The following is a 19,971-nucleotide window of genomic DNA, read 5'->3' as shown; positions in this document are numbered from 1 at the left end:
CTGCGAGGATGATGCCGATCCATTGGGAAAGACCGTGATTTGAGAACGATATACCGCTTTCTGCGCGCCCATGTTCTGCAGTGGCTGATCCCGCGGTCGCGTCTTGCCTTCAATCCGCGCCGGCCGGTGGAAATCGTCGGCTATCTCTCGATGGCGGTCGGCGTTGGCGAATCGGCAAGGCTCTGCGCCGGCGCATTGACGGAAGCTGGGCGGGCGATTTCGCTCTCCGACGTCAGCACGCATCCTGACGAGAATTCCTTCGCCGGATGGATGCCGTCGCATCTCTCCACCGAACCGGCGGGGAGCCGGATCTGGCACCTCAATCCGCCGATGCTGCCGCGCGCCATCCTGAAGAAGGGCGTTGCCAATTTCACCCGCGCCTTCAACATCGGCTATTTCGCCTGGGAGCTCGAAGTCGTGCCGGCCGAGTGGCGCAATGCCATGCATTACATGAATGCCGTCTTCGTGCCGTCGGAATTCACCAGGCGGGCGATTGCGCCCCTCACTGCGGCACCGGTCATCGTCGTTCCGCATCCCGTCACCGAGAAGCCGGCGACGGAAGGCATGCGTCAGAGATTCGGCATCGAGGAAGACGCCTTTCTCGTCAGCTTCATCTTCAGCGCCGGCTCCTCGATCAACCGGAAGAATCCGCAGGCCGTCATCGAGGCCTTCAGGATATTTGCCGGCGAATGCCCCAGCGCCTTCCTTTTGATGAAGGCCAGCGGCGATATCAACAAGGATGAGGGCCTGCGCGAATTGGTCGCCTCGGTTAAGGGCAATACCCGGATCAGGATCGTCACCGACAGGATGTCGGACTCCGATATCAACGGCCTCATCCGCTGTTCAGACGCCTATCTTTCGCTGCATCGTTCCGAGGGTTTCGGGCTGACGGTGGCCGAGGCGATCATGCAGCGTACGCCCGTCATTTCCACGGCCTGGTCGGGCACGGCGGATTTCTGCGATCCCGACAATAGCTGGCTGGTTACCCCTCCCCTCATTCCGGTGGTCGATACGCATCCCGAATTTGCCGGGCTCGAAGGCGCGGTCTGGGCCGATCCCTCACCCGAGGCGGCGGCCGCGCACCTGCAAGATATCTTCCGCACACCCGAGCGCGCACGAGAGAAGGCCGAGAAGGCACGGGAGTTCCTGCTGCGTTACCTCGCAGAAAACAGCTACGAGAAGGCGCTTCAGACGCTGGCGGCGATGCAGGCGAGCTAAGCTGAGGTCGTCACTCCGCTTTATTTTAACATTTTCGCATTAGAGATGGCGGGTATGCGGCGGTAGGCCGATCCTGACGGATGGACAGATGTCGAAGGGTATTATCGCAAACTCGGTGATGAACGCGGCGGCAGGCATGCTGCTGCTTCTGACGGGCTTTGTGTCATCGATCATAACCGCGCGGCTGCTCGGGCCGGAAGCCAACGGCATCGTCGCCTTCTCGCTCTGGCTGGTGGTGACCGGCGCCTCGATCGCCGAGCTCGGCTCCAGCATCACGCTGCTGAAGACGTTGCCGCAACTTTCGGCGGAAGGCTTCGACGCCCGCCGCCGGCGGGGTTTTGCCGCCATCCTCGTCAGCTTCATGATGTTCTCGACCGTCGTGCTGCTGGCGCTCTACGCGCTGTTCTTCCTCACCTCAGAAAAGATGCACTGGGCCGACACGGCGCCATCCGTCGCTCTGGTCACGGGCGTGCTGTTCTTCATCCAGGCGATCGGTTCCTTCGTCAAATTCTACCTGATCGGCGAAAAGAAGCTGGGCGCCTTCTTTAAGCTGACGGTCGCCGTCTCGATCGTGCAGCTTGCCGGCGTTGCCGTCGGCGCCGTTTTCTACGGCGTCGAGGGCGTTCTCGTCGGTTATGCGCTCGGCCAGCTCGTGCTGTTTTTCGCCACGCTGCCGATCCTTCTGGCGCGGCGCGACTGGTGCGGGGTCTCGCTGAAATATCTCGCTTCCTCTTCCGTCATCCTGTCGATTCAGTTCATCATCGATTCCATTTTCCTCAACCGGCTCGAACTGCTCTTCCTGCAGCAGTTCTGGTCGGTGGAGATGGTCGGCTATTATGCCGTCGGCCTGTCGATTGCCAATATCGCGCTGCAACTGCCGATCCAGATGACCGGCAGCCTGCTGCCCTATTATTCCGAGCGGCGGCACAGCAGCGACGATTCGACATTGCCGGTCGAGGTCTTTACCGCCGTCACCCGCAGCATGGCCTATATCGTGCTGCCGATGAGCCTCGGGCTTGCCGCGATCTCCAGCGAACTGGTGCTCGTCGTGTTCGGCGAAGCGTTCCGCCGCAGCGGGACGGTGGTGGCGCTGCTTGCGCTAGTCGCGCCCGCCTATACCTTCATGCAGATCCTCAGCCTCTATCTGCTGTCGATGGACAGGGCCCGCTCCCGCCTGAACATCAGTGTGATAGGTGGCCTACTGATGGTAGCGGGTTGTTTACTGATCGTACCTAGGCTTGCTGCCGAGGGTGCCGCACTCGTGCGCATCCTCGTATTCGTTGCGATGTCGGTGATGATGATCAGACAGACAGGATTCGGATCCCAGCTTTCGGGTCTCTACGCAAGCCTGACGAAGGTGACGCTCGCCTCCGTGCTGTGTGCTTGCGGAGCGACGTCCGTGCTGGAATTCGTCCAGGGTCCGGCCGGATTGGTCGGCGCGATCATCGCCGGCGCATTCGCCTATTTTGCAGCACTCCGGGTGCTGCGCGCCGTGCCGGGCGAGGATGTCGAAGTCATGCGCTCCATTCTCCAGAAGATGCCTTCCCTGCTGCGGCGACCGGTCGGCCACGCGATCAATTTCATCGCGCCGCGGCTTCCCGGCGATCCCGATCGTGCGAAGGTCGCGCCCGGTGAATTCTCGCTCGAACCGGCCGAGGGCGCGGGACGCAGCGCCGCCCTGCCTGTGGTCTTCGACGGCACGATCGGGCTGTTCATGCCTGAGAATCCGCTCGTGAAGAAACGTTCGGCCGCCGTGCTTTTCGTCAGCCCCTGGGGTTTCGAGGAGATGTGCAGCCGTAAATTCTTCCGCGTCGCGGCCGAGCACTTCTCGGATATCGGCGTGCCGAGCCTGCGCTTCGACTATCGCGGCACCGGCGATGCGCTCGATTTCGGCGCACTGCCGGCGAGGCTGGAAACCTGGGAAGATTCGATCCGTGCGGCCGCCGACAAGCTGAAGTCGCTGAGCGGCTGCGACCGCATCATCCTGATCGCACAGGGCCTCGGCGCGACGCTTGCCCATCGCGTCGGTTCCTCGATCGAAGGCGTCGACAGCCTCGTCATGCTGGCGCCGGTGCTGAGCGGCAGGGCCTATCTGCGCGAACTCAACATGTGGTCCAAGATCATCGATGCCGATCTCGGCCTCGGCAAGGAGCATGTCCAGACCGCCAAGGTGCAGATTGCCGGGCTCGTCATGCCCGAAGAGATCGCTGCCGAGCTCGGAAAGCTCAACATCGCCTCGCCGCAGGGGCTCGCAACCTCCCGCTACCTGATCCTCGAACGTCCTGCCAAAGCCGATGATACCGGCTTTGCCGATGCGCTGAAGGCGTTTGGCGCCGATGTCGAGCAGAAGGCTTTCGAAGGCTATGACGAACTCGCCACCAATCCGCTGTTTGCCAAGACGCCGATGGCTGTCGTCGCGCTGCTGACGACGTGGCTGGAGGCAACGACGACGGCGACATCCGCCGCCCATTCATCGGCCGCGATCGACAACCCGCCGCTTGCCGGCGATGATTTTGCCGAAACGCCGGTGCGTTTCGGAAGCCACAATCATCTGGTCGGGGTCGTCAGCCGGCCGCTTGGCGAGATCAAGGGCAATGCCGTGCTCTTCCTGTCGACGGCCTATGACCGGCATGCCGGCTGGGGGCGGACGACGGTTGATATGGCGCGCGAGCTCGCCCGCCAAGGCGTCGTTTCGCTGCGTTTCGATTCCGCCAATGTCGGCGACAGCCCGCCGCGGCCGGATGCGCCGGAACAGGTGCTTTATTCGGATACGCAGACCGCGGATGCAGTCGCCGCGCTGGATCTGCTCGAAAGCGTCGTCGCCGGCCCCGTCATGGTCGCCGGCCGATGCAGCGGTGGCTATGTCGCCTTCCGCGCCGGCGTCGCCGACGAACGGCTGAAGGCAGTCGTGTCGATCAATCCCTTCGTCTATTACTGGGATCCTGACATGCCGGTGCGCCGGGAGCATGTCGTCTCCGTTCCCCGCAGCCTCGATGATTACAGCCAGCGCCTGGCGCGGCTCGACACGCTGAAGCGGCTGCTGCGCGGCCAGGTGGATGTCGTTGCGGCGCTGCAGAACATCGTCATCGCCGCCGGCCGCCGGCTGTCGCCGTGGATCGCGCCGCTGCTCGAGCTGCTCCCCGACCGGCGCCATATCGCCCGCGAGGTCCGGCACTCCTTCGCGTTGTTCGGCAAACGCAAGGTGCCGCTGACGCTGATCTACAGCGAGGGCGATGTCGGGCTCGACCATGTCTATTTCCACTTCGGGCCGCGCGGCGCCAGGCTTTCGCGCTATCCGAACGTACGGCTGCTGATGCTGCCGGATGCCGACCACAATCTGACGCCGCCGCAATCGCGCAAATTCGTGCTCGACGAGATCATCCGTCTGGCGAGAGCGTGACTGGGGATTTTACAGCTCACGCGTCTTTTCACAGGCGCAACGCTGTAGCGCTTATGCGGCAGGAAGACAGGGTCACATGCTTTCTGCGGCGCTGACATCAAGCGATCTGTAGAGATCGATGTAACGTCCGGCGACAATATCCCAGGAATAACCGCGGGCGGCGTCGAGAAGCTCGGCGCGAACGGCGTCCGGCTGGCGCGAAAGAGCTTGATGGGCCGCTTCGATCGCCGTGGCGGCGCTCTCAGGATTGGTGAAATCGGCAAGCATGAGAACGGGATGCCGGGCTGCAAGCGTCGCAAAGGCATTGTTGGCATTCAGCACCGGCAGGAGGCCGGCGCTCATCGCCTCCAGTGCCACGAGGCCGAAACCTTCATATTCCGAGGCGGAGGCGAAAATCGAGGCTTCTGCGATGATGCGCCGGATGGTGTCGTTCTCGGGCGACACATGCAGGGTGACGCGGCCGGAAAGATGACGGCTTTCGATCGCGCCTTCGACATCCGCCCGGTTGAGGTCTGATTCGGCGCCGACAATGTCGAGATGCCATTCCGGATCGCGGGCCTTCAGCATGGCCATCGCATCGAGCAGGTGGTCCAGCCGCTTGTTCACCGAAAACCGGCCGATCGTGACGATGCGGCGCCTTGCCCGGCGCGAAGCGGTGTCGGCGAACTTGCCGATATCGGCGCCGTTTTCGATCAGCAGGCTGTCGGGCGCGATCTCGGAAAACTGCTTGAGGTCGGAGGCGCTGCAGCAGACGACGCGGCGGTAGGCCATCGCCGAAGCGCGGGTCAGCGTCCGGAACCAGATCTTCTTGATCGTCGCGTATTTCTGCGTGTGGAAGAAGCCGCCATGAGTGGTGACGATCATCGGCTTGCCGTGCAGCAGCCGGCCCCAGGCGAGCGCGTCGAAGAAGAAGTCGATGGCATGGACATGCACGAGATCGGCATCGGCAAGATGGCGGAAAACCTCAGGCGCCAGCGGATAGCGGCTGGTGCCGAACCAGGGAATGCGCACCACTTCGATGCCGTCGATATCTTCGCGAAGCGGCAGCTTGTCCTCAGGCGCAGTGAAGAGCGAATCCAGCGTGACGACGCGCACGCGGTAACCACGGCGCACGGTCTGGCGGGCGAGATTGGCGACGACGTCTTCCAAACCGCCGCGATTGGGCAGGAACTGGCGCACGACATGGACGATCAGCGGGGCCGTTTCCAACTGCGGCTTCGCGCGCGCCCTATCTGCCTCGACGATCGACATTTTCCACCTATCGCTGGACGTACCCGCCCGTGCTGATGCGGGCCTGTGATAATAACGACCAGATATGCCCGGCGTTAAAGCGGGGTTTAGGCGACGTCCTGCGAGGGCCAATCTTCGCGAAAAAGGTTAACCGTGTCTGACGGGAATTCAGAATGCCTTGAAGGTCAGCGTCGTCAGCGAGCGGACGATGCCGGGAATATTGGCGATGTTGTCGTTGATGAATTTGCCGATATCCTGGCCTTCCTCGATATAGACCTTCAGCAGCAGATCGTAGTCGCCGCTGGTCGAATAGAGCTCCGAGACCAGTTCGGTCTGGTAGATCGCGTCGGCGACATCATAGGTCTTACCGGGTGCGCATTGGAGCTGGACGAAGATCGGCTTCATGGAGATTTCCTGCAAAGTTGTTTGGTAGGCATAATGGTCGAAAGCGCCATGCCGATGCAAGCCGTTCGTCACACAGCCGGGTTGGCGGCCGCTTCCGCGACGATCCAGTCACGAAAGGCGGCCAGCGGCGCATAGTCGGCGCGCTCGGGCGGAAAGGCGAGATAATAGCGCTCGCGGCTCTCCATTTCACGATCAACAGCGGCGACGAGATCGCCGCGCTTGATTTCCTCCTGCATCAGGAATGTCGGCAGCAGGGCGACGCCAAGGCCGGCGATTGCTGCCTGCGCGGCCGTGGCGAACTGGTCGAAGAGCATGCCGTGCACGTTTTCGAAAGAAACGCCGTTGCCGGCGAACCATTGCTCCCAGGCGTCGGGACGTGTCGTCAGATGCAGCAGTGGAACGGCGAGCAGATCCTCCGGTCCTGAGATCGCATATTGCTTCAGAAAATCCGGACTGCAGGCCGGCACCGTGCGCTCCGACATCAGAAGCGCGAGTTCGGCGCCCGGCCAGTGCGGGTGGCCGAAATGGATCGCGGCATCGATCGAATCGAGGCGGAAATCGAAGGGCGAAAGCCGGGTCACCAGATTGATGGTCACGCCGGGATTGGCGGCGAGAAAGCGTCCCAGGCGCGGCGCCAGCCAGCGCGTGCCGAAGGTCGGCAGGATGGCGAGATTAAGCGTGCCGCCATGCGGATTGGCGCGCAGGTTCAGCGAGGCGCTCGATATGCGCCGCAGCGCCTCGCGAATCTCGCGGGCATATCCGTCGCCGGCAAGCGTCAGCCGCATGGTCTGGCGTTCGCGCAGGAAGAGCTCGACGCCAAGCTGCTCCTCCAACGCGCTCACCTGGCGGCTGACGGCGCTCTGCGTCAGATCGAGTTCGCGCGCCGCTGCCGTCACGCTGCCGGTGCGGGCAACCGCCTCGAAGGCGGCGAGATGCGAAATCGATGGCAGAAAACGTCTGGACGTCAGCATGGTCATTCCGTTTCAGAATGGGCTATTTCCGAAATAGCGATATTTGCGTCTTTGTCGCGCGTGTAAAGAGGTTCATCCTGCAAAAACGGAATGAGCCGGAGTTTCCCAATGCCTCAAGCCTTCGTTTCCCCAGACCGCATCCGATCATTGTTCACCGAGGCGATGTCGCAGATGTACCGGGCGGAGGTGCCGCAATACGGCACGCTGATCGAACTGGTGGCGGATGTGAATGCCGGCTGCCTCGAGAATGATCCCGATCTGCGCGATCGCCTGGCCGGCGCCGGCGAGCTGGAGCGCATCGATGTCGAGCGTCACGGCGCTATCCGGCTCGGTACGGCAGACGAACTCTTCACCATCCGCCGGCTATTTGCGGTCATGGGTATGCAGCCGGTCGGCTATTACGATCTTTCGGTCGCCGGCGTGCCGGTTCATTCCACCAGCTTCCGGCCGATCGACGAGGCAGCGCTCAACGTCAATCCATTCCGCGTCTTCACCTCGCTGCTGCGACTGGAACTGATCGAGGACGAAGGGCTGCGCGGCGAGGCCGAAGCCATTCTGGCGAAACGGCGGATCTATACGCCGCGCGCCGTCGCACTGATCGAGCGCCACGAGCAGAAGGGCGGCCTGACAGAGGTGGAGGCGACGGAATTCGTCGCCGAGGCGCTGGAAACCTTCCGCTGGCATGGCGAAGCGACCGTCAGTGCCGAAACCTACAAGCGGCTGCACGATGCGCATCGGCTGATCGCCGACGTCGTCAGCTTCAAGGGGCCGCACATCAACCATCTGACGCCGCGCACGCTCGATATCGACGCGGTCCAGGCCCGCATGCCGGAACGCGGCATCACGCCGAAGGCGGTCATCGAAGGACCGCCGCGCCGCCGTTGCGATATCCTGCTGCGGCAGACGAGTTTCAAGGCGCTGGAGGAAACGATCGCCTTTTCCGGTGACGACGGCGCGATACAAGGGACGCATACCGCCCGCTTCGGCGAGATCGAACAGCGCGGCGTGGCGCTGACGGCGAAGGGCCGGGCGCTCTATGATCAACTGCTCGCCTCGGTTCGCGGCGAGGTGCAGGTCGGCGCCGGCGGCGCCAAGGCCGGCGCCTACGATCAAGAACTCGCCGCGCGTTTCAAGGCACTGCCGGACAGCTGGGACGAGCTGCGCAGGGCGGATCTGGCCTTCTTCCGCTATTCCGCGACGCCTGCGGGCATTGCCGCTGCGGTCGGCAGCACGCTGCCCGGCGATCCGGAGGCACTGATCGCCGGGGGTTACCTTGCCTTCACCCCGATCGTCTACGAAGATTTCCTGCCCGTCAGCGCGGCCGGCATCTTCCAGTCGAACCTCGGTACCGACCAGCAGCAGAACTACGCGACCCGCTCGAACCGTGACGCCTTCGAGGCAGCACTCGGCGCCACAGTCCAGGACGAGCTGGCGCTCTACGCCGAACGCCAGGCGGCATCGCTGGATTCGGCACTGGAAGCGCTCGGCCTTGCGGACTTGCCGTTGAAGACCGTTGCGTGAAATGGCCGCTTCAACACTTTCTTTTATGTATTAGAGTATCCGCGATTTCGCTCTGATCGGACTGAGCCATGCTGAATGATCCGCGCTCCCACGGCCTTTGGGAAAAGACCGCGCCCGAAGCGCCGACGACCTCGCCTCTCGACGGCGCAGTACCGGCCGATGTCGTCATCGTCGGCGGCGGTTACACCGGCCTCTCTTCCGCCTTGCATCTTGCCGAAGCCGGGTCGAAGGTGGTGTTGCTGGAGGCCAAAGAGATCGGCTTCGGCGGGGCTGGGCGCAATGTCGGGCTGATCAATGCCGGCATGTGGGTGATGCCGAACGATCTGCCCGGCGTGCTCGGCCCGGTGCATGGCGAACGACTGCTCGATCTGCTCGGCAATGCGCCGAAGCTCGTCATGGAGCTGATCGACAAGCATCAGATTGCCTGCGAACTCGCACGGAACGGCACGCTGCATTGCGCGGTCGGCGCGGACGGGCTGAAGGAGATCGAGAATAGGGCGGCGCAATGGTCCGCCCGCGGCGCCGCCGTGACGCTGCTCGATGCAGCGGAAACGGCCAAACGTATCGGCAGCGATGCCTATACCGGTTCTCTGCTCGACAAACGCGCCGGCACCCTGCAGCCGCTTGCCTATGCGCGCGGCCTTGCCCATGCCGCCGTCAAGGCCGGCGTCGCCATTCACACATCCAGCCCGGTCGTTTCAACGGAGCGTAACGGCAGCGGCTGGACCGTGAAGACGGCAAGCGGCGAGGTCAGCGCGGAGTGGATCATCGTCGCGACGGATGCCTACAGTACCGGCCCGTGGGAGCAGGTTCGTAGCGAACAGGTGCATCTGCCCTATTTCAATTTCGCCACTGTGCCGCTCGGCCACAATCTGCGCCAGTCGATCCTGCCGGGGCGGGAAGGTGCGTGGGATACCAAGGAAATCCTCTCCTCCTTCCGCATGGATCAGGCCGGCCGTCTCGTTTTCGGCAGTGTCGGGGCGCTGCGCAATACCGGGCTTGCCGTTCACAAGGGCTGGGCCAAACGCGCATTGAAGCGGCTCTTCCCTGTTATCGGCGACGTCGAATTCGAATGCGAATGGTATGGCCAGATCGGCATGACCGACAATGCGCTGCCGCGATTCCACAAATTCGCACCTGGTGTCGTCGGCTTTTCGGGCTACAATGGCCGCGGCATTGCCCCCGGTACGGTCTTCGGCCGTACGCTGGCGGAGCATATCCTCGGCCGGCTTCCGGAAGCCGATCTGCCGCTGCCGCTGACTTCGCCCACCGAGCCAAGCTTCCGTGCACTCAAGGAAATATGGTACGAAGCCGGCGCTCAGGTCGCCCATTTCGCCGATGCCCGCTTCTAAAGAAGAATAAGATTGGAAACACGACAATGACCATCGCCGTCCTCGATCTCGCCACCGAAACCGCCAAACTGCTTGCCGAACTCGGCGTCGATGCCGGCCGCTATCACGGCGGCACGCTTTCCGTCACCTCGCCGGTCACCGGCAAGGAAATCGGCAAACTCAGGGAACATTCCGTTTCCGAGACGAAGGCGGCGATCGAAGCGGCGCACCAGGCCTTCCTCGAATGGCGTGCCGTGCCGGCGCCGAAGCGCGGCGAACTGGTCCGCCTGCTGGGCGAGGAACTGCGCGCCTCCAAGGCGGCGCTCGGCCGTCTCGTTTCGATCGAGGTCGGCAAGATCACTTCGGAAGGTCTGGGCGAAGTGCAGGAGATGATCGACATCTGCGATTTCGCGGTCGGCCTTTCCCGTCAGCTTTACGGCCTGACGATCGCCACCGAGCGCTCCGAACACCGGATGATGGAAAGCTGGCATCCGCTCGGCGTGATCGGCATCATCTCCGCCTTCAACTTCCCTGTTGCCGTCTGGTCGTGGAATGCAGCACTTGCGATGGTCTGCGGCAATTCCACCGTCTGGAAGCCTTCGGAAAAGACGCCGTTGACGGCGCTTGCCGTGCAGGCGCTGTTCGAAAAAGCGCTGAAGCGTTTTGTCGCCGAGGGCGGTAGCGCACCGGCCAATCTGTCGACGCTGATCATCGGCGGCCGGGAGGTCGGCGAAGTGCTGGTCGACCATCCGAAGATCCCACTGGTTTCCGCAACGGGCTCGACGGCGATGGGCCGCGCCGTCGGTCCGCGCCTGTCGCAGCGTTTTGCCCGCGCCATTCTCGAACTCGGCGGCAACAATGCGGCGATCGTCTGCCCGTCGGCCGATCTCGACCTGACGCTGCGCGGCGTTGCCTTCTCCGCCATGGGCACGGCCGGCCAGCGCTGCACGACGCTGCGCCGTCTCTTCGTGCATGACAGCGTCTACGACCAGCTGGTGCCGCGCCTGCAGAAGGCCTACGGCTCCGTCACCATCGGCAATCCGCTCGAAACCGGTACGCTTGTAGGACCGTTGATCGACGGCCAGGCTTTTAAGAACATGCAGGCGGCGCTTGGCGAGGCGAAATCGGCCGGCGGCACGGTGACCGGCGGCGAACGCGTCGACAACGGCTCGGCTGAGGCCTTTTACGTTCGCCCGGCGCTTGTCGAAATGCCCGATCAGACCGGCCCGGTCGAGCACGAGACCTTCGCGCCGATCCTCTATGTGATGAAGTACAGCGATTTCGACGAGGTGCTGGCGCTGCACAATGCCGTGCCGCAGGGGCTGTCGTCTTCGATCTTCACCAACGACATGCGCGAGGCCGAAACCTTCGTCTCCGCTCGCGGTTCGGATTGCGGCATCGCCAACGTCAATCTCGGGCCTTCGGGCGCCGAGATCGGTGGCGCTTTCGGCGGCGAGAAGGAGACCGGCGGCGGCCGCGAATCCGGCTCGGACGCCTGGAAGGCCTATATGCGCCGCTCCACCAACACGATCAATTACGGCAGGACGCTGCCGCTGGCGCAGGGCGTCAAGTTCGACGTCGAATAAGCCGGCTGCAAAGGCTGCAAAAGAGAGGCGGCGCTCGGGAAGCGTCGCCTTTTTTGCTCAATCGACATTTATTCCCCTGTAATATGAAATATTGAGTCAAGATATTGTGATGGCTTTTCCGGCCAAGACAAACTTGAAATCGGCAGTCAGGAAAAATATACGCCTGTCATCGCCCTTGGAGAGCTCGGGTGACATCGCCACGGAGGCCATCATGAACATTGCTCTTAACCGTTTTTCCCTCGCGCTTGCCGCTTCGCTTCTCTCCGCCACCGCGCTCGCAGGCAGCGCTAATGCGCAGGACGAAGGTCTCGTTGTTTACAATGCCCAACACGAAAGTCTGGGCCGCGAATGGATCGCTGCTTTCACCAAGGAGACCGGCATCAAGGTCACCATGCGCCAGGGTAGCGACATGCAATTCGCCAACCAGATCATTCAGGAGGGCGACGCCTCTCCCGCGGATATCTTCCTGACGGAGAATTCGCCGGCAATGACACTGGTCGATGGCGCGGGTCTCTTCGCCCCCATCGAAAAGGAAACGCTGGACCAGGTTCCGGATCAGTATCGCCCGGCTGACGGCATGTGGACCGGCATTGCCGCCCGCACCACCGTTTTCGCCTATGACAAGACCAAACTTACCGAAGACAAGCTGCCGAAGTCGATGCTCGACCTCGCAGATCCCGCCTGGAAGGGCCGCTGGGGTGCGGCACCTGCCGGTGCCGACTTCCAGGCCATCGTCGCCGCCCTGCTGCAGCTCAAGGGCGAACAGTCGACGGCCGACTGGCTGAAGGCTCTCAAGGAAAACGCTACGCCCTACAAGGGCAACAGCGTCGCCATGAAGGCGGTCAATTCAGGCGAAGTCGAAGGCGCGATCATCTATCACTATTATTGGTTCGGCGATCAGGCCAAAACAGGCGAGAACAGCAAGAATGTCGGCCTGCACTACTTCAAGAACCAGGATCCGGGCGCTTTCGTCAGCGTTTCGGGCGGCGGCATCCTGAAGTCGACGCAGCACATGAAGGAAGCACAGGCTTTCCTGACGTTCCTCACCAGCAAGGCTGGCCAAGCGGTCCTCAAGGACGGCGATTCCTATGAATATGCCATCGGCAAGGATGCGCCCTCCAACGACAAGCTCACACCGCTTGCCGACCTCAACGCGCCGAAGGTCGAAGCTTCGACCCTCGACAGCAAGAAGGTCGTCGAACTGATGACGGCCGCCGGCCTGATCTAAAGCGCGGCGCGCCACACTTTAGATCTTTGGTCTTCCACATGTCGTCGTCGCAAAACCGCGGCACAGTTTTGCGCGACATGCTTTGACTTTTCTGCCGCAGGCTTCCGCCGGCCAAAACTATTGCTTTTGGCTCAAGAAAACCTTAGGGCATGACGATATGCGGCAACCGTCTTTCAAGGGCGGTTGCCTTCCTTTTTCAGCGTGTGAAGGCATCGGCCTTGCTGCAGGACAACAGATTACTCGCATCCGGCAACCAGGCGCCGGTCGCGCCGAGGGCCGCGCGAATGGCTTTGCCGCGCGGACGCATGCCGCACGCTTCCGTGATCCTGCTTGCAACCGTCGTCGCGATCTTCAGTCTCGTGCCGCTCGGCTTCATTGGCTGGGTCACCTACGATGTCGGCTGGGAAACGGTGAAGGCCCTGGTCTTCCGGCCGCGTGTCGGCGAACTTCTCGTCAACACGGTTCTCCTGGAATCGATCACCATTCCGCTGTCGATCGCGCTTGCGGTGACGCTTGCCTGGCTGACGGAGCGAACGGACATTCCTTTCGCGCGGCTCTGGGCCTGGCTTGCAATCGCCCCGCTCGCCGTGCCTGCCTTCGTGCACAGCTATGCCTGGGTCAGCCTCGTTCCCGGCATGCGCGGCCTGCAGAGCGGCGTCTTCGTCTCGGTCATCGCCTATTATCCGTTCCTCTACCTGCCGGTCGTCGCAGCGCTGCGCCGTCTCGATCCGGCCATCGAGGATGCCGCGGCCTCGCTGGGTCTTAATCCCTGGCGGGTCTTCTTCCGCGCCGTGCTGCCGCAACTGAGGCTTGCCATCTGCGGCGGCTCGCTGCTGATTGCGCTGCATCTGCTTTCGGAATACGGCCTGTTCGTCATGATCCGGTTCGACACGTTTGCGACGGCGATCGTCGATCAGTTCCAGTCCTCCTACAACAGCCCTGCCTCCAACATGCTCGGCGGCGTGCTTGTCGCCTGCTGTCTTTTTCTGCTCGGCTTCGAGGTGCTGGTGCGCGGCAATGAACGTTATGCCCGTGTCGGCTCCGGCTCGCCACGTCCGGCGGACCGCCGCCGGCTGGGCTGGTTCACGGTGCCGGCCGTGTTGCTGCCCGTCATCCTGGCGGCGCTGACGCTCGGCGTGCCGCTGGTGACGCTTGGCCGCTGGCTCTATCTCGGCGGCACCGGTATCTGGCGCATCGAAGTCGGCAGCGCCTTCCTGCAGACGATCGTGCTTGCCGTTGTCGGCGGCGTGCTGGCGACGATTGCCGCAGCACCGATGGCCTGGCTTTCCGTGCGTGCGCCGGGCCGCTTCCAGCGGGTGCTCGAAGCCTGCCATTATTATGTCGGCTCGCTGCCGGGCGTCGTCGTGGCGCTGGCGCTGGTGACGATCACCGTGCGTCTTGTGCTGCCGCTCTATCAGACCTTCGCAACGCTGCTCGTCGCTTATGTGATGCTTTTCCTGCCGCGCGCCATGGTCGGGCTGCGCGCCAGTATCGCCCAGGCGCCGGTGGAGCTGGAGCGCGCCGCGATGGGTCTCGGCCGCACCCCGGGTCAGGCGGTGCGGCAGATCACCATGCGGCTTGCAGCACCGGGAGCGGCCGCCAGCGTCGCGCTGGCTGCACTCGGCATCACCAATGAACTCACGGCGACACTGATGCTGTCGCCCAACGGCGTCGATACGCTGGCGACGAAATTCTGGTCGCTGACCAGCGAGATCGACTATGTCTCGGCCGCCCCCTATGCCTTCATGATGGTCGTGCTGTCGCTGCCGCTCACCCTGATGCTCTATACCCAATCGAAACGGACCGCCGGCCAATGACGCTGCTTACGATCGAGAACATCAGCAAGCGTTATGGCCCCGTCCAGGCGTTGAAGGATATTTCGCTCGATGTCGCGGCGGGCAGCCGCACGGCCGTCGTCGGCCCGTCCGGTTCAGGCAAGACGACGCTGCTGCGCATCATTGCCGGCTTCGAGCAACCGGATGTCGGCAGGGTGACGCTGGATGGCGAGGTGCTTGCCGACGGTCCGGCGACAGTACCGGCGCATAAACGCGGCATCGGCATCGTCTCGCAGGACGGCGCGCTGTTCCCGCACTTGAGCGTTGCCGAGAATATCGGCTTCGGCTTCGAACGAGGGGCTGCGGATCGCGAGAAGCGCGTGCTCGAGTTGCTCGATATGGTCGAACTCGACCGCGGCATGCTGGCGCGGCGTCCGCATCAGCTTTCCGGCGGCCAGCAGCAGCGTGTGGCGCTCGCCCGTGCGCTCGGCCGCAAGCCGCGGCTGATGCTGCTCGACGAACCTTTCTCGGCACTCGATACCGGCCTGCGTGAAAATATGCGCAAGGCGGTTGCGCGCGTGCTGCAGGCAGCCGGCATCACCACCATCCTCGTCACCCATGATCAGGAAGAGGCATTGACCTTTGCCGATCAGGTGGCGGTGCTCAGGGAAGGACGGCTGATCCAGGCCGGGTCACCGCAATCATTGTATCTGCATCCGCGCGATCGCGAGACGGCGCTGTTCCTTGGCGATGCCGTGCTGCTTCCCGCGATCATTCGAAACGGCCTTGCAGACTGCGCCCTCGGCCATGTCGCCGTCGAAGGCAGTCGTCAGGGCAAGGCGGAGATCATGCTGCGGCCCGAGCAGATCCGCGTCGTTGCCGATGAAAGCGATCGCAAATATGGCGGGCGTGTCGTCGAGGTGGAGTTCGGCGGCGCGGTCTGCACTGTCGCCGTCTCGCTCGACGGCGTGGCGTTGCCGCCGATCCTGATCAAGACCTCAAGCGTCGCGCTTCCGGCGCGAGGCGATCTCGTTCGCCTCGATATCGCCGGCAAGGCGCATGTCTTCGAGAACTGATACCGCGCGACAGCGCTAGACCTAGCCGACCTTGCGTACCAGTTCTTCCGGCTCGATGCCTTCGAGCCAGCCACCGGTAAAGCCGGCGCGCTCGAGCCCGAGGCGGATGACCGGCGATTGCCGCATCAGTTTCCAGATGAAATCCGAACGGTCGTTCTCGATGGTCATGACGACAAGGCCCTGATCGATGCCGACGGTGCGGTCGTCGACCCAGCCTTCCGGCCGCTTGGTCTTGACCGTCGGGTTGAAGCCGCCAGGAAAGCCGCCTTCCAACAGCAGGTTCGGATAGGTGGTCAGAAGCGCCTTGGTGCCGTCGAGAGCCGCCTGCTTGTCGTAGGGCAGGCAGGCAAGGGCTGCCCAGGGTGCGATCGTGCCGTCATCGGGGCCGAGCGGTGCGCCGCGGGCGGCGTAGCCCAGAACCTTCGGCTGGCGGCCGCCGCGCATGCGCCGTGTCGGCGGCGGACCATCACAGGCGGTGAATCCCCAGATATTCCTGTTATAGCCGACGAACTGGCCGGGATTGCGCTCGGCATAGTCACGCTGGACGTTGATCATCACCTGCGTGTTGCGGAAATAGTCCCAGTTCCGCTCCGCCATCGGCTTGTCCTGAATGGCGCGGAAATCGATCCAGGCATGCGAGAACAGGTGGATGAACAGCGGCCCGGCATAGAGATAGGACTGCTCGCCGTGCAGCATCCAGGAATAGCTTGACGTAAAGGCGTCGTAGCTCGGTTGCGGGATCGGGTGCGTCGGCGAAGCGAGCGCCAGCGTATAGAGGATGATCGCCTCGTCGAAGCCGTGATAGCGCCAGCGCAAGAAGCCGGAAGAGGGCTTCCAACCCATGGCAATAGTGTCGCCCTTGTTCAGCGCCCAGCGCCAGTCGACGCGCTCGTAGATGAAGGTCGCGAGTTCCCGGATTTCGGTTTCCGTCTCGTCGTCCTCGCGATTGAAATATTGCGCAGCCGTGAGGATGCCGGCGACGAGCAGCGCCGTGTCGATGGTCGAGAGCTCGCTGTTCCAGGCGCGATGGCCGGTATCCATGTGCAGGAAATGATAGAAGAAGCCGCGGTGGCCAGTCGCGTGGCGTTCCTCGCCCTGACGCGCCTCGGCGAAGAACCGTAGCGTATTGACCGTGCGTTCGGCTGCCTCCTCGCGGCTGATCCATAAACGCTCGACACCAACAGGATAGGAGGAAAGCGCAAAGCCGACGGCTGCGATGCTGCACGGAACCCCGCCGATCGAGGTATCCGCCACCAGCCCATTTTCGGGATTGGTATATTTCAGGAAGTACTTGAACGCCGAATGCTGCAGCCTGTCGACGAGCGCTGCATCAATGTCTTCAATCCGTTGCAGCATAGGCTCCTACCCAACTGTTGCATCGCCCCACGCTTCAACATGGGGGCCGTTCCCGGGCAAATCAAACCTTTTTGATTCGCAAGGATAAGAGAACACAAAAGGGTGGAATCGGTCGTTAATAATTATCGGTAAAATAATATCTAGCAGAAGTCATATAAGCGGTGCAGCAAAAAAGACGGCCTGCGCGCCACCGGCACGGGTTATTTTCCCGCAATACTTGTTTTCCTGATGCTTTCGAGAGTGGGTTTTCAATTTCAGGCGGCTTCATCGAGCCGCACCAGATGACCTGCCGACACTTCCCGATATCGGCGCGGCGGCGCGACGTAGCCAACCGGGCGAACGGGGCTCTTGAGCTCGTCGGTTCCGAGGTTGCGCTTGATGCCGCGCCGCGAGGGGTCGGGAACGGGCACGGCTGCCATCAGCTTCTTCGTGTAGGCGTGCTGCGGATTGCTGAACAATTCCGCGCGCGGGCCGATCTCGACGATTTCGCCGAGATACATCACCGCGACCCGATGGCTGACGCGCTCGACCACAGCCATGTCGTGGGAAATGAACAGAAAAGCGAGGTTGAGGCTTTGCTGCAGGTCCATCAGCAGATTGCAGACCTGCGCCTTGATCGACACATCGAGGGCCGAAACGCTTTCATCGGCGACGATCACCTTTGGATCGAGTGCGAGCGCTCGGGCAATGCAGATGCGCTGGCGCTGACCGCCGGAGAATTCGTGCGGATACCGTTTCATCATGTCGGGTTTCAGTCCGACGCGTTCGAGAAGATCGGCCGCCTTTTCGCGGGCCTGGGCGCCGGTGCCGAGGCCATGTTCGGTGATGGGTTCGGCGACGGCGGCGCCGACGGTCATGCGCGGGTTGAGGCTGGCGAAGGGGTCTTGAAAGATCATCTGGATGCTGCGGCGCATCCGTCTGAGACTGACCGCGTCAAGGCTCAGCACGTCATAGCCGTCGAGGCTGACACTGCCGCCGTTCGGCTGGACGAGGCGGGTGATCGAGCGACCGGTGGTCGATTTGCCGCAACCGGATTCGCCGACGAGCGACAGCGTCTCGCCCTGGAAGAGATCGAAGGAGACGTCCTCGACCGCATGGATCGCGCCGGTCTTGCGGCCGAGCAGGCCGCCGCGGATATCGAAACGGGTAACGAGGTTCTTGACTTCGAGGATCGGCGTCCGGCGGCGGTCGACGGTGTCGGCCACCTCGACCGGTTCGCGGCGTTCGCCGGTCGCGGTATCGACGACCGGGAAACGCAGCGGCCATTTCCGGTCGGCCATCGAGCCGAGGCGCGGCACGGCCGAGAGCAAAGCGCGTGTATAGGGATGCCTGCCGCGATGGAAGATGTCGTCGGTCGTGCCGGTTTCCACCGCCTCGCCGCGATACATGACGATGGTGCGGTCGGCGATTTCGGCGACGACGCCCATGTCGTGGGTGATAAAGAGCACGGACATGCCCTCTTCTTCCTGCAGCATCTTGATCAGGTCGAGGATCTGGCCCTGGATTGTCACGTCGAGCGCCGTCGTCGGCTCGTCGGCGATCAGCAGTTTCGGCCGGCTGGCGAGCGCCATGGCGATCATCACGCGCTGGCGCATACCGCCTGAGAACTGGTGCGGATATTCGTCGAAGCGCGAGGCGGCGTTGGGGATGCGAACCTTTTCCAGCAGGCGCACGGTTTCGGCCCGCGCCTCGGCCTTGCCGATATCACCATGGCAGGTCAGCGCTTCGGAGATCTGGCGGCCGATGGTGAAGATCGGATTGAGGGATGTCATCGGTTCCTGGAAGATCATGGCGGCGTCGTTGCCGCGCACCCGGCGCATCTCCTTTTCCGAAAGAGCGAGAACATCCTTGCCGTTCAAGGTGATGGCGCCATCGATGCGGCTCGATCCCTTGGCGAGCAATCGCATGATCGAGAGGGAGGTGACGCTCTTGCCCGAGCCGCTTTCGCCGACGATCGCCACCGTCTCTCCTGGCATGACGTCGAAGGAGACGTCGCGCACCACCGGCTTCCAGTCGCCATCGACGAGGAAGGAGGTCGTCAGGTTCCGGACGGAAAGAACCGGGGAGGCGGAGGCTGAAGAAACATCACTCATATCGTTCCCTTGGTCTTGTCTGGTTCACATCTTCAAAGGCGTGGCGAAGGAGGCGGATGGCCTGCCTTCAGCGATGCGGGCCGCTTCCAGCGCCGCGATCTTTTCATCGATCTCGCGCCTGTCCGTCATGCCGTTCGGATTTTGCCGCGTCGCCATCGTCTCGGCGACATGCAGGTAACGTTCACCCGCCACCGCATGCAGGCGGACAAGTTCGGCGAGCGGATCGGGGTGATCGTCGGCGCGGAGGCTCAGCCAGGGATAATCCTGGTCGCGATGGACGACGAGGGCGGCGGACTGCCTGCCGCGTTTATCGCCACCGGCATCCTCGCCTGCCTGCATCGCCAGGAGCAGGCGTTCGGCCAGCGGCTTGTCCATCGCCTTGTTGTAGGTGGCAAGCGTCTCAGTGACGACGTCTGGACCTGCGAGCATGTTGCCGGCGACCGAGACGTTTTCGTCGATCAGATGCCCCGCCCAGTCGATGCATGCGGGACCGGTGAAGGCGGCGTTGCGCCCCTTCGCATCGATGAGGTGCAGCTGCCGCTGATTGCGGCCGGCGTCACGCGCAGTCAGCTCGGCGATGGTCTCCTCCGGCGCCTTGCCGGCGGCAAGCAGCGACAGGCCGTTGACGCCGTAAAGCGGGCTGACGAAGGCCTGTGTGGCGACGGCGCCGATGCCGCCGCGAATATGCGGCACCAGGGCGCCGACGGCAAAGAAGCGGCTCGCGACGGCGATGCCGAGATGACCTGTCGAGGGATCACGGGCGACGATCGACCAGGTCATG

The 19,971-nt window shown here is 63.0% G+C and carries 14 protein-coding genes; 8 read left to right on the top strand and 6 right to left on the bottom strand.

Annotated elements, in window-relative coordinates; translation table 11 throughout:
- The first annotated feature begins 39 nt into the window (after positions 1-39).
- Together OLZ32_RS33690 and OLZ32_RS33685 are read left to right on the top strand one after the other, a co-directional pair.
- Positions 40-1,218, top strand: a complete 1,179-nt coding sequence (locus OLZ32_RS33690) for a glycosyltransferase family 4 protein (RefSeq protein ID WP_264424653.1) — start codon at positions 40-42, stop codon at positions 1,216-1,218.
- Between the two features lie 88 nt (positions 1,219-1,306).
- Positions 1,307-4,618 carry an oligosaccharide flippase family protein gene (locus OLZ32_RS33685; RefSeq protein ID WP_264424651.1) on the top strand — a complete coding sequence of 1,104 codons (3,312 nt, stop codon included), beginning with the start codon at positions 1,307-1,309 and terminating at the stop codon, positions 4,616-4,618.
- 72 nt (positions 4,619-4,690) lie between these two features.
- Here the strand turns inward: OLZ32_RS33685 and OLZ32_RS33680 are convergent, their stop codons facing one another.
- The 3 genes from OLZ32_RS33680 to OLZ32_RS33670 form a co-directional block, all read right to left on the bottom strand.
- Positions 4,691-5,869 carry a glycosyltransferase family 4 protein gene (locus OLZ32_RS33680; protein ID WP_264424649.1) on the bottom strand — a complete coding sequence of 393 codons (1,179 nt, stop codon included), beginning with the start codon at positions 5,867-5,869 and terminating at the stop codon, positions 4,691-4,693.
- A 147-nt stretch (positions 5,870-6,016) separates the two neighbouring features.
- Entirely contained in the window at positions 6,017-6,253 is a 237-nt protein-coding gene (locus OLZ32_RS33675) for an Lrp/AsnC ligand binding domain-containing protein (RefSeq protein ID WP_003543721.1), read from the bottom strand.
- A 68-nt stretch (positions 6,254-6,321) separates the two neighbouring features.
- On the bottom strand, positions 6,322-7,230 hold the full coding sequence (locus tag OLZ32_RS33670; protein WP_017989774.1) for a LysR family transcriptional regulator: 909 nt from the start codon (positions 7,228-7,230) through the stop codon (positions 6,322-6,324).
- Positions 7,231-7,314: 84 nt separating this feature from the next.
- Between OLZ32_RS33670 and hglS the strand changes: the two genes are divergently transcribed.
- The 6 genes from hglS to OLZ32_RS33640 all read left to right on the top strand — a co-directional run bounded on the left by hglS (position 7,315) and on the right by OLZ32_RS33640 (position 15,741).
- Positions 7,315-8,745 (top strand): 2-oxoadipate dioxygenase/decarboxylase HglS, encoded by a 1,431-nt coding sequence (gene hglS / locus OLZ32_RS33665; protein ID WP_264424646.1) that lies wholly within the window; start codon positions 7,315-7,317, stop codon positions 8,743-8,745.
- 68 nt (positions 8,746-8,813) lie between these two features.
- The gene (locus tag OLZ32_RS33660) at positions 8,814-10,097 is read left to right on the top strand and encodes an NAD(P)/FAD-dependent oxidoreductase (RefSeq protein ID WP_264424644.1); all 1,284 of its coding nucleotides are present in this window, start codon (positions 8,814-8,816) and stop codon (positions 10,095-10,097) included.
- 26 nt (positions 10,098-10,123) lie between these two features.
- Positions 10,124-11,662, top strand: a complete 1,539-nt coding sequence (amaB, locus tag OLZ32_RS33655; protein ID WP_003543713.1) for an L-piperidine-6-carboxylate dehydrogenase — start codon at positions 10,124-10,126, stop codon at positions 11,660-11,662.
- 211 nt (positions 11,663-11,873) lie between these two features.
- Entirely contained in the window at positions 11,874-12,890 is a 1,017-nt protein-coding gene (locus OLZ32_RS33650; protein WP_264424641.1) for an iron ABC transporter substrate-binding protein, read from the top strand.
- Positions 12,891-13,039: 149 nt separating this feature from the next.
- Positions 13,040-14,707 carry an ABC transporter permease gene (locus tag OLZ32_RS33645; protein ID WP_264396399.1) on the top strand — a complete coding sequence of 556 codons (1,668 nt, stop codon included), beginning with the start codon at positions 13,040-13,042 and terminating at the stop codon, positions 14,705-14,707.
- Complete coding sequence (locus tag OLZ32_RS33640) at positions 14,704-15,741, top strand: ABC transporter ATP-binding protein (protein WP_264424639.1); 1,038 nt, start codon at positions 14,704-14,706, stop codon at positions 15,739-15,741. The genes OLZ32_RS33645 and OLZ32_RS33640 overlap by 4 nt, the downstream gene beginning before the upstream one ends.
- Positions 15,742-15,762: 21 nt before the next feature.
- Here OLZ32_RS33640 and OLZ32_RS33635 read toward each other — a convergent pair whose 3' ends face one another.
- The 3 genes from OLZ32_RS33635 to OLZ32_RS33625 all read right to left on the bottom strand — a co-directional run bounded on the left by OLZ32_RS33635 (position 15,763) and on the right by OLZ32_RS33625 (position 19,970).
- A complete protein-coding gene (locus OLZ32_RS33635; RefSeq protein ID WP_264396397.1) occupies positions 15,763-17,097 on the bottom strand; it encodes a glucoamylase family protein in 1,335 nt (444 codons plus the stop codon).
- 254 nt (positions 17,098-17,351) lie between these two features.
- The gene (locus OLZ32_RS33630; RefSeq protein WP_264396396.1) at positions 17,352-19,190 is read right to left on the bottom strand and encodes an ABC transporter ATP-binding protein; all 1,839 of its coding nucleotides are present in this window, start codon (positions 19,188-19,190) and stop codon (positions 17,352-17,354) included.
- A gap of 24 nt (positions 19,191-19,214) precedes the next feature.
- The gene (locus tag OLZ32_RS33625; RefSeq protein WP_017989764.1) at positions 19,215-19,970 is read right to left on the bottom strand and encodes a DUF1028 domain-containing protein; all 756 of its coding nucleotides are present in this window, start codon (positions 19,968-19,970) and stop codon (positions 19,215-19,217) included.
- Position 19,971: the final 1 nt, after the last annotated feature.

Source organism: Rhizobium acaciae (genome assembly GCF_025941625.1).
Classification (GTDB): domain Bacteria; phylum Pseudomonadota; class Alphaproteobacteria; order Rhizobiales; family Rhizobiaceae; genus Rhizobium; species Rhizobium acaciae.
The sequence above is the reverse complement of the archived record's forward strand: the minus strand, read 5'-3'. Positions and strand labels throughout refer to the sequence as shown.

What these genes read in the sequence shown, in the direction of transcription:
- OLZ32_RS33680 (WP_264424649.1), bottom strand. Translation starts at nt 5,869, where the DNA reads ATGTCGATCGTCGAGGCAGATAGGGCGCGCGCGAAGCCGCAGTTGGAA.
- OLZ32_RS33670 (WP_017989774.1), bottom strand. Translation starts at nt 7,230, where the DNA reads ATGACCATGCTGACGTCCAGACGTTTTCTGCCATCGATTTCGCATCTC.
- OLZ32_RS33650 (WP_264424641.1), top strand. Translation starts at nt 11,874, where the DNA reads ATGAACATTGCTCTTAACCGTTTTTCCCTCGCGCTTGCCGCTTCGCTT.
- OLZ32_RS33675 (WP_003543721.1), bottom strand. Translation starts at nt 6,253, where the DNA reads ATGAAGCCGATCTTCGTCCAGCTCCAATGCGCACCCGGTAAGACCTAT.
- OLZ32_RS33625 (WP_017989764.1), bottom strand. Translation starts at nt 19,970, where the DNA reads ATGACCTGGTCGATCGTCGCCCGTGATCCCTCGACAGGTCATCTCGGC.
- OLZ32_RS33635 (WP_264396397.1), bottom strand. Translation starts at nt 17,097, where the DNA reads ATGCTGCAACGGATTGAAGACATTGATGCAGCGCTCGTCGACAGGCTG.
- OLZ32_RS33660 (WP_264424644.1), top strand. Translation starts at nt 8,814, where the DNA reads ATGCTGAATGATCCGCGCTCCCACGGCCTTTGGGAAAAGACCGCGCCC.
- OLZ32_RS33685 (WP_264424651.1), top strand. Translation starts at nt 1,307, where the DNA reads ATGTCGAAGGGTATTATCGCAAACTCGGTGATGAACGCGGCGGCAGGC.
- OLZ32_RS33640 (WP_264424639.1), top strand. Translation starts at nt 14,704, where the DNA reads ATGACGCTGCTTACGATCGAGAACATCAGCAAGCGTTATGGCCCCGTC.
- hglS (WP_264424646.1), top strand. Translation starts at nt 7,315, where the DNA reads ATGAGCCGGAGTTTCCCAATGCCTCAAGCCTTCGTTTCCCCAGACCGC.
- OLZ32_RS33630 (WP_264396396.1), bottom strand. Translation starts at nt 19,190, where the DNA reads ATGAGTGATGTTTCTTCAGCCTCCGCCTCCCCGGTTCTTTCCGTCCGG.
- OLZ32_RS33645 (WP_264396399.1), top strand. Translation starts at nt 13,040, where the DNA reads ATGACGATATGCGGCAACCGTCTTTCAAGGGCGGTTGCCTTCCTTTTT.
- amaB (WP_003543713.1), top strand. Translation starts at nt 10,124, where the DNA reads ATGACCATCGCCGTCCTCGATCTCGCCACCGAAACCGCCAAACTGCTT.